The sequence below is a fragment of the Sphingobium sp. WCS2017Hpa-17 genome, from assembly GCF_031843765.1.
Classification (GTDB): domain Bacteria; phylum Pseudomonadota; class Alphaproteobacteria; order Sphingomonadales; family Sphingomonadaceae; genus Sphingobium.
Window position 1 is genome coordinate 282,122 of sequence record NZ_JAVTIV010000003.1, and the last position, 12,754, is coordinate 294,875.

Here is a 12,754-nt window from a genome sequence, read left to right on the forward strand (position 1 = left end):
CGTGCGGAACGGCCTAGCGGGCCTTGCTTTGATCCGGAACGGCGCTAGGGCCTCGGGAGTCTATGTCTTTCATGAATGATCGCCCCGAAACCCCGCTGCTCGATCAGGTCGTCTGGCCGTCGGACCTGCGCGCCCTCAAGCCCGAACAGCTGCGCCAGTTGGCCGATGAGCTGCGGCAGGAAGTGATTTCGGCCGTCGGCGTCACCGGAGGCCATCTGGGATCGGGTCTGGGCGTGGTCGAACTGACCGCCGCCATCCACTATGTGTTCGACACCCCCAATGACAAGCTGGTCTGGGACGTCGGCCATCAATGCTATCCGCACAAGGTGCTGACCGGCCGGCGCGACCGCATCCGCACGCTGCGTCAGGGCGGCGGCCTCTCCGGCTTCACCAAGCGCGCCGAAAGCGAATATGACCCGTTCGGCGCGGCGCACAGCTCCACCTCGATCAGCGCGGCTTTGGGCTTCGCCGTCGCCAACAAGATGCAGGATCGCCCCGGCAAGGGCATCGCCGTCATCGGCGACGGCGCCATGTCGGCTGGCATGGCCTATGAGGCGATGAACAACGCCCGCGCCGCCGGCAATCGTCTGGTCGTGATCCTGAACGACAATGATATGTCGATCGCCCCGCCGGTCGGTGGCCTGTCCGCCTATCTCGCCCGCCTCGTCTCCAGCCGCGAATTTCTCGGCCTGCGCGACCTCGCCAAGCGGCTCGCCCGCAAACTGCCTCGCCCGCTGCACAATGCCGCGCGCAAGACGGACGAATTCGCCCGCGGCATGGCGATGGGCGGCACACTGTTCGAAGAACTGGGCTTCTATTATGTCGGCCCGGTCGACGGCCACAATCTCGATCAGTTGATCCCGGTGCTCGAAAATGTCCGCGATGCCGCCGAAGGGCCGTGCCTCGTCCATGTCGTGACGCAAAAGGGCAAGGGCTATGGCCCGGCCGAAGCCGCCGCCGACAAATATCATGGCGTCCAGAAATTCGACGTCATCACCGGCACGCAGGCAAAGGCGCCTCCCGGCCCGCCCAGCTACACCAACGTCTTCGCCCAGGCCCTGATCGCAGAAGCGCAGCGCGACCCAAAGGTCTGCGCCATCACGGCCGCTATGCCATCGGGCACCGGCCTCGACAAATTCGAACTCGCCTTCCCCGACCGCACATTCGACGTCGGCATCGCCGAACAACATGCCGTCACATTCGCGGCCGGCCTCGCGGCGGAAGGGATGCGCCCCTTCTGCGCCATCTACTCGACCTTTCTGCAACGCGCCTATGATCAGGTCGTGCATGATGTCGCGATCCAGAATCTCCCCGTCCGCTTCGCCATCGATCGCGCCGGTCTGGTCGGCGCCGACGGATCGACCCACGCGGGCAGCTTCGACGTCACCTATCTCGCCACCCTGCCCAACATGGTGGTGATGGCGGCGGCAGACGAGGCGGAACTGGTCCATATGGTCCACACCTGCGCCGTGCATGACAGCGGCCCGATCGCCCTGCGCTATCCGCGCGGCAACGGCACCGGCGTCGACATGCCCGCCGTCCCCGAAGCGCTGCCGATCGGCAAGGGTCGCATCGTACGTGAAGGGCGTCAGGTCGCCATCCTCTCGCTCGGCACCCGCCTCGAAGAAGCGCTCAAGGCCGCCGAAGCGCTGGAGGCCAAGGGCCTGTCCACCACCGTCGCCGACCTGCGCTTCGCCAAGCCGCTGGACGAAGCGCTAATCCGCAAGCTGCTGACCACGCATGAAGTCGCCGTCACGATCGAGGAAGGTGCGATCGGCGGCCTTGGCGCCCATGTGCTGACACTCGCCAGCGACCTCGGCCTGATCGACAACGGCCTCAAACTGCGCACCCTGCGCCTGCCCGATATCTTCCAGGATCAGGACAAGCCCGAAGTGCAATATGCGCAGGCCCGTCTAGACGCCGATGCCATCATCGACACCGTCCTGACCGCGCTACGCCACAACAGCGTCGGCACGGAAGCGCGGGCCTGACGCTGCTCGCAAAATGGTTACTGGTCCCACCGATTATCATCGGCGGACTGGCAATATTGAGCCGTTGGCACGGGCGGCGGCATGCTCGCGATCTCGCTGCCAAGCGGGATGGAGTCCCGCCTGCCACGCTCATAGACCTTATCATCGCGGATGGCGTTGCGGAGCCAGTTGCGGAATTTGTCTGGGATGCACTTGGCCCTTATTATGGCGAAGGCGACATCCTGCCCCATCCTGATGATGGCCTGACGGAAGATGCGAATATCGATCCGGAAGATGTAGAGGATATGGTCGCTAATTTTTTCCGCCAGTTCTCCTTGCCGGAGCCCACACCGCAACATCCAGAATTTGTGCCAGCATCAATGAGCATCTCCACTTTAGCTCATTATCTGGACGAGCGGCTGCGAACGTTCAGGAACCAAATCCCGCCCCTTGCGTCCTAGCCGGACCGTGCCGATCATGCGATGATCGGTACCGGCCGGGACATAAGGGGAGAGGACAAGATGCGGCATGTCGGGCGAACGCTATTTCCAGCATTTGCCTGCCTCCTGACTCTGAACGCCTGCCACCCCAGGCAGGAGGACAAGCCGCCGCCCCGCGCCAGCGACCCCGTCCCGGTCCCGCAACAATCCTCCATCCTGACCGCCCCGATCGAAGGCGACGCCGCGATCATCCGCCGCGCGGTCGAAAACGCCGTTCCCCACACCCTCTGGTCGATCGACGAACCCGACACCCACTGCATCCCACCCCAGCAGATCAAGCTGCTGGGCAAGCGAATCAAGGTCACGCCGCCGATCCACTGCGCCATCCACGGTACCGTCACCCGTGGCCCCATTCGCCTGCGTGGCGAAGGGCAGGACATCATCGCCGACATGCCGATCCATGCCGAGATCAGCGCGCGCGACGTCCATGGTCGGCTGAAGGGCGAAACCGCGACCGGCGCGGCGATGGCCCATGCCCGCATCCGCCTGACGCTGACACCGCAATGGACGCTGACCGGTACGGTGCGCCTCAGCTACGACTGGACCACCCCACCCGGCATCGACTTTCTGGGCCAGCGCATCCGCTTCACCGACAAGGCCGACGAGAAGTTGCAGCCGATCATCCGCAAGCTGGAACGCGAACTCCCCCGCGAATTGGCGCAGGTCCATGTCCGGCCCAAGGTGGAGCAACTCTGGCGTCAGGGCTTCGCCACGCTGGAACTGAACGCCCGCAATCCTGCCGTCTGGATGCGCGTCACGCCGCAAAAGCTGCTCTATGGCGGCTATGCGCTGCGCAATGGCCGGCTCCGCCTCGATCTTGGGCTGGAAGCGCTGACGGAAACCTATGTCGGCCCGCGCCCGGATGCGCCGCAGCCGACCCCGCTACCACCGCCCGCCCCCGCCAAAGTGGACGGCCGTTTCGCCATGGCGATCCCCGTCACCGCCGACTATGCCCAGTTGGAGCCGGTCATCCTGCGCGCGCTTACCAAACGTGCCTCGCGCCCCTTCGACCTGCCCGCCATTGGCCCCGTCCTCGCCCGCTTCGAAAAGGTGGAGGCCTATGGCACCGGCGAAGGGCGGATCGCGGTGGGCCTCACCCTCGGCGCCCGTCCTGCTTCGGGCAAGATGGATGAAACCCATGGCCGAATCTGGATCACCGCCCGCCCGGTCAACGCGCCCAACAGCGCCCAAGTCCATTTCACCGAACTCACCGTCACCGGCGCCACCGATGGCGTCGCGGGCGACATGCTGGTCGCGCTCGGCAACAGCCCCGGCGTCTCGCAACTGATCGCCACTGCCCTCACCCAAAATTTCACCAAGGATGTGGAGGAACTGCAAGGCAAGATCCGCCGCGCCATCGCCGAAAAGCGGCTGGACGACCTTGTCATACAAAGCCGTATCGACGCCATGACCACCGGCCAGATCCATGCCTATGGCGCGGGCCTGCACCTGCCGGTCGAAGCACAGGGCACGGCCCGCATCCGCTACCAGCCGGCACGGAACCACCAATAAGGATCAGGAGCTTGCCGTCATGACCGACGCCATCGTCAAGACCATCGAGATCGCCGCCCCCGTCGCGCAGGTTTGGGATGCGCTCACCGATCATCGCAAATTCGGCGCCTGGTTCCTGGTCGCCCTCGACCAGCCCTTTGCCGTGGGCGGTATCTCGACCGGCCACATGACCTATCCCGGCTACGAACATTTCCCATGGGAATCGCGTACCGTCGTGATCGATCCGATGACTCGCTTCGCCTTCGAATGGCCCGCGACCGGTGGCGATGAAGAGGCGATCCGCAATGGCGTGCCCGAATGGACGCTGGTGGAATTTCGGCTGGAACCGATTGAGGACGGCACCCGGCTGACCGTCACTGAAAGCGGGTTCGACCATGTCCCCGAACCGCGCCGCTCCGACGTCCTGCGCTCCAACGATGGCGGCTGGGCGGAGCAGGTGCGGAATATCAAAGCCTATGTCGAAGGCTGAACCGGCGAGCTTACCCGCCGCTCACAGAGGAAGATTCCCTCCCTCCGTTCGGGCTGAGCCTGCCGAAGCCCCTTCCTTCTCAGGAAGCGGATCGGCAAAGGCTCAGAACGAAGTTTACTGCTGCGGCGTCGCGGCGCGCGCGTCCTGACCGTCGCCTTCCGGTGCGGCGATGATGTCGCGGGTGGTGGCACCCTTGTCCACGACTTCCGTGCCCGGATCGCCCGCCGACGAGCGGATGCCGGCGGCGGCATTGCCACGGCCAGCCGCGTTCAGCGTCGCGCTCTCGCTCGCACTACGCGCGGCGGGACCACCAAACATGGCGTCCATCGCCGCCTTGCTCGAATCGACCGAGGCTGCGGCCGGCGTACCCGGCGCCGGCGGCACCAGCGCGAAGTCGGGCGGGATCACCAGCGGAGCCTGACGCGAGACGGCGAATTCGTCGGGGCGCTGGCGATTGAACAGCCCGCCGCCGCCGCCGCATGCGGACAGGGTGGATACCAGACCAGCGGCGAGGATCAGTTTACGCATTACTTCAAAGTCTCCGTCTTTGCGCCCTTGTCGCGCAGCAGCAACGCCCGCGCAAGCAGGATCAGCACGCCGATGGTGATGGCGGCGTCCGCCAGGTTGAAAATCAGGAAAGGCCGCCATTCGCCGAAATGCAGGTCCGCATAATCGACGACATAGCCCAGCCGCATCCGGTCCACGATATTGCCGATCGCCCCGCCCAGCACGAGGCCGAGCGCCGCGACGTCCTGCCGCGCCTTTTCGCGCCACATCCACACGCCCACGAACCCGGCGATCAGGATGGTCATGCCCACCAGCGCCCAGCGCATCACGTCCGTGTCGGCATGGAAGAAACCCATGGAAACGCCGCGATTTTCCAGCCAGCGCAGGCGGAAGAAAGGCAAAATATCAATGCCTTCCAACCGACTTTGCAGAGCCAGTGGATAGGTCACGCTATATTTGACCAGCTGATCCAGCGCCAGCGTCACGATCGCGACGGTCAGGCCCAGCGGACGATGATTGACGGCACTCATGCCTTCAATACCTCGTCACACCGGTCGCACAGCGTGCCGTCTTCGGTCACTTCGGGCAGCTTGCGCCAGCAGCGACCGCATTTATGCCATTCGCTCGGCGTCACGACGATGCCGTCGCCCTCGCCCATGGTCACCCGCGCGACGATCGCCACTTCGGCAAAATCGACGTCGCCGACCGGCAGCAATTCGCCCATGGTGACGTCCGCGTCCAGGCTGGACCGCACGATCTTTTCACGGCGCAGCGGCTCGATCGCCTCGTTCACCTGCTCGCGCTGGTTGCGCAGCTCCGTCCATTTGTCGTCCAGACCGCCGTTGATCCAGTGCGTGTCGATCTCCGGCCATTCCAGGAAATGGACGCTCTCATCCTCATTGGGGAAGCGGCTCTGCCACACTTCTTCCGCCGTGAAGGGGATGATCGGCGCCACATAGCGGACCAGCGCATGGAACAGCGTGTCCAGCAGGGTGCGATAGGCGCGCCGCTTGGGGTCCGACTTCGCATCGCAATAGAGGCAATCCTTGCGGATATCGAAGAAGAAGGCCGACAGGTCGCTATTGGCGAAATCGAAGATCGCGCGGGTATAGCGGCTGAACTCCAGCCAGTTCTCGCTCTTCGCCGCCTTGTCCACCACCGCGCGCAGCTCTGCGTCCAGCTGCGCCAGACGATGGAGCATATAACGCTCCAGTTCCGGCATTTCGGCATAGGACACCGCTTCCGTCTCTTCATCATAGTCGGAAAGCGCGCCCAGCATGTAGCGGAATGTATTGCGCAATTTGCGATAGGCGTCGGACGAACCGGCCAGCACTTCCTTGCCGATGCGCACGTCGTCGAAATAGTCGGTGCTGGCGACCCAGACGCGCAGGATGTCCGCGCCGCTCTCGCTCATGATCTTGAGCGGATCGACGACATTGCCCAGCGACTTGGACATTTTCTTGCCCGTGCCGTCCAGCGCGAAGCCATGGGTCAGCACCGCGCCATAGGGCGCACGACCGCGCGTGCCGCAGCTTTCCAGCAGCGAGGACTGGAACCAGCCGCGATGCTGGTCCGACCCCTCGATATAGAGGTCGGCGCGGGTGCCCTCGCCATAGCGGCCCTCGACCACGAAGCTGTGGGTCGAGCCGCTGTCGAACCAGACGTCGAGAATGTCGTTCACGACCTCATAGTCGTTGAGGTCGTAATCGGGGCCGAGCAGCGCCTGATGATCGGCGCCGAACCAGGCGTCCGCACCGGCCCCCTTGAACGCCTCGATGATGCGGGCATTGACCGCCGGATCAACCAGATATTGGCCGCTCTTGCGATGGACATAGAGGGCGATCGGCACGCCCCAGGCGCGCTGGCGGCTGATGACCCAGTCGGGACGCCCTTCCACCATCGAACGAATGCGGTTGGTCGACCGCTCCGGCACCCAGCGGGTCTGCTCGATCGCGTCGAGCGCGATTTCGCGCAGCGTCGGGCCGTTGCCGCTGATGACCGGCGTCGGCATCACGCCGCCGTCCACATCGGCCAGCACGGCTTCCTGCGGTTTATCCATGGGGATGAACCATTGCGGCGTGCAACGATAGATGATGCGCGCCTTCGACCGCCAGCTATGCGGATAGCTGTGGCGGAAGTCGCTGGCGCTCAGCAGCGCGCCGGCTGCGCGCAGGTCGGTGCAGATCGGGCCTTCGGCACCGTTGAACTTGGTGTTGATGACGCTGCCCTGCCCGGCCAGCCAGTCCCAGTCGTCGCGATAGAAGCCCGCATCATTGACCGCAAAGACCGGATCGATGCCCAGCTTCTTGCAGGCGAGGAAATCCTCCTCACCATGATCGGGCGCCATATGGACGAGGCCGGTACCCGCGTCAGTCGTGACATGATCGGCCGGCAGCAGCGGACGCGGATTTGCAAAGAAGCCGCCCAGCGCGTGCATCGGATGCCGGGTGATCGCGCCGGCGAGGTCGGTGCCTTTAAACGATGACTTCGTGCTCTCGAACTGGACCTCAGGAGTGCCTTCGTTCGGAAAGTCGGCGGCAAACTGTGCCTTAATCGTGTGGTCGAGACGATTGATGAGCGAGCCAAGCAATTCCTTGGCAACAACAAATTTACGCCCTGCCCAAAGGCCGCGATCAAAGCGCGACCATACCGTCACATACTCAACATCTTCCCCATAAGCGATCGCCTGATTGACAGGGATCGTCCAGGGCGTCGTGGTCCAGATCACTGCATGCGCGCCGACCAGTTCCGGCGCGTTCGGCGCTTCCACGATTTCGAACGCCACGTCGATCTGGGTCGAGGTGACATCCTCATATTCGACCTCGGCCTCGGCCAGCGCGGTCTTTTCCACCGGTGACCACATGACGGGCTTGGCGCCGCGATAGAGCTGGCCGCTTTCCGCGAACTTCAGCAATTCGCCCACGATCGTCGCTTCCGCGTCGAACTTCATGGTCAGGTACGGATCGGCCCAGTCGCCCATCACGCCCAGACGCTTGAACTGGTCCTTCTGCACGCCCACCCATTTGTCGGCATAGGCGCGGCACTGGGCGCGGAATTCGGCGGCGGGCACCTCATCCTTGTTCAGCTTCTTCTTGCGATATTCCTCCTCGATCTTCCATTCGATCGGCAGGCCGTGGCAATCCCAGCCGGGCACATAAGGCGCATCCTTGCCCAGCAGCGACTGGCTGCGGACGATGATGTCCTTGAGCACCTTGTTCATCGCATGGCCCATATGGATGTCGCCATTGGCGTAGGGCGGGCCATCATGCAGGATGAAGCGTTCGCGGCCCGCGCGCTTCTCGCGCAGCTTGCCATAGAGGTCCATCGCCTCCCACTTCGCCGCAATGGCCGGTTCCTTCTGCGCAAGGCCGGCCTTCATCGGAAAGTCGGTGACGGGCAGGAAGACGGTGCTCTTATAGTCAGGTGCGTCGGTCATGGGGTTCCAAAACAACCAAAATCCGTTCGCCCTGAGCTTGTCGAAGGGCCGCGCTTTCTTTTGGAGAAAAAGAACAGGGCTTCGACAGGCTCAGCCCGAACGGGTGAGAAAAACGTGCCCGGTGCCTTAAGCGAGCCGGGGCGTTCCCGCAAGGATTTGCCGCGCATCGGCGCAGTCCTGCGCGATCTGAGCGATCAACGGGTCGAGCCCGTCATATTTCGCCTCCGGCCGCAGATAGTGGATCAGTTGCACTTCGATCGCCAGTTCATACAGGCTTTCGGCAAAATCGAAGAAATGCGGCTCCAGCAACTCCTTAGGCGGATCGAAGCTCGGCCGGATACCCAGATTGGCCGCGCCGTCCAGCACCCGCCCGTCCGGCAGCAGCCCGCGCACCGCATAAATACCGTAAGCCGGCCGCAAATAGGGGCCAAGGTCGATATTGGCGGTCGGGAAACCGATGGTCCGCCCCAGCTTGTCGCCATGCTGGACGATCCCCTTGATCGCGAAAGGCCGGGTCAGCAGCCGCGTCGCGGTCGCGCAATCGCCGGCCTGCAACGCGGCACGGATTCGGCTGGAGGAAATCACGCCCTCCCGGTCCGTCACCGCCGCAACCGCCTCCGACGCCAGACCGAGTTCGCCGAAGCTGGCCACCGTCCCCCTGCGCGCCCGGCCAAAGGTGAAATCCTCGCCGGTAATGACCGCGCTCACCCCCAGTTGATCGGTCAGCAAGGCGACATAGGCAGCGGGGTCAAGCGCCGCCAGCGCCGCGGTAAAATCGAACACCAGCATCGCGTCCGCCCCCGCGCGGGCGAACAGCGATTCCCGCTGGTCCAGCGTGGTCAGGCGAAAATTGGGCGTGTCGGGCTGGAACAGCCGCATCGGATGCGGATCGAAAGTCGCGACGATCGCCGGCCGTCCCTCGGCCCGCGCACGCGCGATGGCACGTCCGACCACCGCCTGATGACCGGCATGAAAGCCATCGAAATTGCCAAGCGCCATGACGCTCCCACGCAAATGCGCGGGGATCGGGGCGCTGCTAGAAAGCCGCTCCATGGCGCGGGCTATAGGGAGGTGGGCGGAGCGTGGCAACAAGCCGCAGCCTCAGCTTTATGCCGGCCTGCTATTGATATTGAACCCTAAGGTTTTGAGACATCATCAAATCAGAAAAATGATTCACGCTACCTTTGCCGCGATTCAAGAATTTTGACTTATATTGAAGGACCAGTGCGTCTCGCAAAGCCTCAATCTCAAGCGGACGCTTATGCCTCATTTCAAAAACTTGAAACGGGACCTCATCATCCTCTGGAATAAATTTAATGTCGTCGCGGCAGTGAAGATCCCAATCATCTTCATTATTGAAGACTGCCTGATCGAAATGCGCATCAGCATTAGGCACATCTTTATCTACCATCGTAATCAAATAACGATCCACGAATGGCGAGAATAGTTTATAGGTCGCAGCGCCACCAACAACAAATACCTCTCTACCCTTCCGTTTGTCAGCATCAACAAGCGCCTCTGCGACACTGGTAGCAACTTCACTATTTTCAGTTTTCTGAAACAGGACGGAGTTGTGAGACAGCACGATATTGTGCCGTTTAGGCAGCGGCCTCCCCATGGAATCAAGCGTTTTACGTCCCATAATTACCACCTGATTTAGGGTCTGCTCCCTGAAAAAGCGCAGGTCGGTTTTCAGGCGCCATGGTAATTCATTGTTACAGCCTATCGCACCTTGGCTGTTCACTGCGACGATAGAGGTTAAACGCTTCATGATGGCCTTTTCCGAATCTGAGGCAAAGGTATGAAACTTGGCTCGTCACCGATAGCCCGCACACCCCCACCTCTCTGCGCCCCATCCAGTTTTGTTGTGGATGAATTGGGGATAACTTTTCTTTAAAAGCTCAGCCGCGTCACATGCCCCATCTTGCGACCGGGCCGCGCCTCATGCTTGCCATAAAGGTGCAGATGGTTCGCCGGATCGCTCAAAATCGCCAGCCATTCATGCGCATCGTCGCCGATCAGGTTGCGCATCTCCACGCCCTGCGCGGCCAGCGCCGTATCGCCCAGCGGCAGGCCGCAAATCGCACGAACATGATTTTCGAACTGGCTCGTCACCGCGCCCTCGGTGGTCCAGTGCCCGCTATTATGCACGCGCGGCGCCATTTCGTTGAACACCGGCCCATCGGCACTGGCGAAAAATTCGCAGGTCAGCACGCCGACATAGTCCAGCGCGTCGGCGATCTTCGCGGCCATGGCACGCGCCTGATGCACCTGACCCTCGATCAGCGCACCCGCCGGCACAGTCGACGTCGCCAGGATGCCATCGACATGCACATTCGCTGCCGAATCCCAGAAGCGCACTTCGCCATCATGGCCGCGCGCCAATATCACCGAAAATTCCTGATCGAAGGTCACGAACCCTTCCAGGATCGCGCTCTGCCGACCGATGGCGTTCCACGCCCCCACCGCGTCGCCCGGCTCCGACAGGCGCGCCTGCCCCTTGCCGTCATAGCCCATGCGGTTGGTCTTCAGGATCGCGCGGCTGCCCACCTGCTCGATCGCCGTTTCCAGATCGTCCAGACTCTCGACCGGCGCAAACGGTGCGGTAAGCCCGCCCAGATCACAGACGAAGCGCTTTTCCGCCAACCGATCCTGCGCCACCCGCAAAGCCTGCGCGCCGGGTCTGACAAGCCCGTGAGAGGCCAGCACCTCGACCGCCGCCGGATCGATATTCTCGAACTCGTAGGTGACGACATCGACGCCATCGGCAAAGGCCGCCAGCGCAGCCGCATCGTCATAGGCGCCCCGCGTCCACAGCGGCGACACATCGGCAGCCGGGCCGCTCTCCTCCGGCGCATAGATGCTTGTGCGATAGCCCAGTTGCGCCGCTGCCATGGCGATCATCCGGCCAAGCTGGCCGCCGCCAAGGATACCGATGGTGGAGCCGGGCGCGATGGTCGTCATGGGTCTTCCGTTTCAGTCTTCGACGTTTTCGGCGACGGCGTCGGTCTGGCGCGCGCGCCAGGCGTCCAGCCGTTCCGCAAGATCAGGATCGTTGGTGGCCAGGATGGATGCCGCCAGCAGGCCGGCATTGATCGCGCCCGGCTTGCCGATGGCCAGCGTGGCGACCGGGATGCCGCCCGGCATCTGGACGATCGACAGCAGCGAATCCATGCCTTTCAGCGCCTTGGATTCGACCGGCACGCCCAGCACCGGCAGGCGGGTCATCGACGCCGTCATGCCCGGCAGATGGGCCGCGCCGCCGGCACCGGCAATGATCACCTTCAGCCCGCGATCGACCGCGCCCGTCGCATAATCATAGAGCCGTTGCGGGGTGCGATGGGCGGACACGACCTTGCATTCATGGGCGACGCCCAGCGCTTCGAGCGTCTCGGCGGCATGGCGCATCGTGTCCCAATCGGACCGCGACCCCATGATGATGCCGACTGTCACTGCCCCGCTCATATCATGCTTCCCCAAACAGGGCGGAATCTGCACCCGCCCGGAAAGCCAAGCCCCTTAGCGGCCGGGCCGCCGGGGGGCAATGTGGATTCGGGCGATTACCGGGGCTTTTACCGCTCCGACAGATAATAGCGCTCGATCGCGCTCAGATCGTCCGCCAGTTCATAGACGATCGGCTGGCCGGTCGGGATTTCCAGTTCGGTGATCTCATCGTCGGGAATGTTCGACAGATGCTTCACCAGCGCGCGCAGCGAATTGCCATGGGCGGAAATGACGACGCGCTTGCCGGCCTTCAGGTCGGGCGCGATGGTCGATTCCCAATAGGGCAGCACGCGGGCGATCGTGTCTTTCAGGCTTTCGGTCGACGGGATGGCGATGCCGTCATAACGGCGGTCGGCCGACAGATCGAATTCGCTGCCCGCTTCCAGCACCGGCGGCGGAATGTCGAAGCTGCGGCGCCAGATTTTGACCTGATCGTCGCCATGCTTGGCCGCCGTCTCCGCCTTATTGAGGCCAGTGAGGCCGCCATAATGGCGTTCGTTCAGGCGCCAGTCCTTCTCGACCGGTAGCCACAAACGGCCCATTTCTTCCAGCACCAGATTCAGCGTCTTGATCGCGCGGCTCTGGACCGAGGTATAGCACTGGTCGAAATCCAGCCCCTTTTCCTTGAGCAGCCGCCCGGCGGCACGCGCTTCCTCGACACCCTTTTCCGTCACATCGACGTCCCACCATCCGGTGAAGCGGTTTTCCAGATTCCAGGCCGACTGGCCGTGGCGGATGAGGACGAGAGTGGGCATGGGGCGCGTCTCCTGCACAAGCGCGGACAATGGGTACATGACCCGCCAACCCCATCCGTTCGCCCTGAGCCTGTCGAAGGGCGTTGCGCGCGCCCGTCGAC

At 63.2% G+C, this 12,754-nt stretch carries 12 protein-coding genes; 4 read left to right on the top strand and 8 right to left on the bottom strand.

What is annotated here, in order from left to right:
• The first annotated feature begins 62 nt into the window (after window positions 1-62).
• From dxs to RQH62_RS08670, 4 genes are read left to right on the top strand one after another with little or no spacing between them, the layout of a single operon-like run.
• The gene (gene dxs / locus RQH62_RS08655) at window positions 63-1,991 is read left to right on the top strand and encodes a 1-deoxy-D-xylulose-5-phosphate synthase (protein WP_311268360.1); all 1,929 of its coding nucleotides are present in this window, start codon (window positions 63-65) and stop codon (window positions 1,989-1,991) included.
• Window positions 1,992-2,047: 56 nt separating this feature from the next.
• Window positions 2,048-2,431, top strand: a complete 384-nt coding sequence (locus RQH62_RS08660; protein WP_311268361.1) for a hypothetical protein — start codon at window positions 2,048-2,050, stop codon at window positions 2,429-2,431.
• A gap of 21 nt (window positions 2,432-2,452) precedes the next feature.
• Complete coding sequence (locus RQH62_RS08665; RefSeq protein WP_311268362.1) at window positions 2,453-3,982, top strand: DUF4403 family protein; 1,530 nt, start codon at window positions 2,453-2,455, stop codon at window positions 3,980-3,982.
• A gap of 19 nt (window positions 3,983-4,001) precedes the next feature.
• Window positions 4,002-4,451: an SRPBCC family protein gene (locus RQH62_RS08670; RefSeq protein WP_311268363.1), complete on the top strand. Its 450-nt coding sequence runs from the start codon at window positions 4,002-4,004 to the stop codon at window positions 4,449-4,451.
• A gap of 114 nt (window positions 4,452-4,565) precedes the next feature.
• Here RQH62_RS08670 and RQH62_RS08675 read toward each other — a convergent pair whose 3' ends face one another.
• The 8 genes from RQH62_RS08675 to gpmA form a co-directional block, all read right to left on the bottom strand.
• Window positions 4,566-4,979, bottom strand: coding sequence for a DUF3035 domain-containing protein (locus RQH62_RS08675; protein WP_120250417.1), 414 nt, complete (start codon window positions 4,977-4,979; stop codon window positions 4,566-4,568).
• Window positions 4,979-5,488 carry a signal peptidase II gene (lspA, locus tag RQH62_RS08680; protein ID WP_120250418.1) on the bottom strand — a complete coding sequence of 170 codons (510 nt, stop codon included), beginning with the start codon at window positions 5,486-5,488 and terminating at the stop codon, window positions 4,979-4,981. The genes RQH62_RS08675 and lspA overlap by 1 nt, the downstream gene beginning before the upstream one ends.
• The gene (ileS, locus tag RQH62_RS08685; protein ID WP_311268364.1) at window positions 5,485-8,394 is read right to left on the bottom strand and encodes an isoleucine--tRNA ligase; all 2,910 of its coding nucleotides are present in this window, start codon (window positions 8,392-8,394) and stop codon (window positions 5,485-5,487) included. Before ileS ends, lspA begins: the two co-directional genes overlap by 4 nt.
• Window positions 8,395-8,520: 126 nt before the next feature.
• Complete coding sequence (locus tag RQH62_RS08690; RefSeq protein ID WP_311268365.1) at window positions 8,521-9,447, bottom strand: bifunctional riboflavin kinase/FAD synthetase; 927 nt, start codon at window positions 9,445-9,447, stop codon at window positions 8,521-8,523.
• Between the two features lie 67 nt (window positions 9,448-9,514).
• The gene (locus tag RQH62_RS08695; protein WP_311268366.1) at window positions 9,515-10,165 is read right to left on the bottom strand and encodes a dihydrofolate reductase; all 651 of its coding nucleotides are present in this window, start codon (window positions 10,163-10,165) and stop codon (window positions 9,515-9,517) included.
• Between the two features lie 122 nt (window positions 10,166-10,287).
• Entirely contained in the window at window positions 10,288-11,358 is a 1,071-nt protein-coding gene (locus RQH62_RS08700) for a 5-(carboxyamino)imidazole ribonucleotide synthase (RefSeq protein ID WP_311268367.1), read from the bottom strand.
• 12 nt (window positions 11,359-11,370) lie between these two features.
• A complete protein-coding gene (gene purE / locus RQH62_RS08705; protein WP_311268368.1) occupies window positions 11,371-11,859 on the bottom strand; it encodes a 5-(carboxyamino)imidazole ribonucleotide mutase in 489 nt (162 codons plus the stop codon).
• 107 nt (window positions 11,860-11,966) lie between these two features.
• Window positions 11,967-12,653: a 2,3-diphosphoglycerate-dependent phosphoglycerate mutase gene (gpmA, locus tag RQH62_RS08710; RefSeq protein WP_311268369.1), complete on the bottom strand. Its 687-nt coding sequence runs from the start codon at window positions 12,651-12,653 to the stop codon at window positions 11,967-11,969.
• Between the last annotated feature and the right edge of the window lie 101 nt (window positions 12,654-12,754).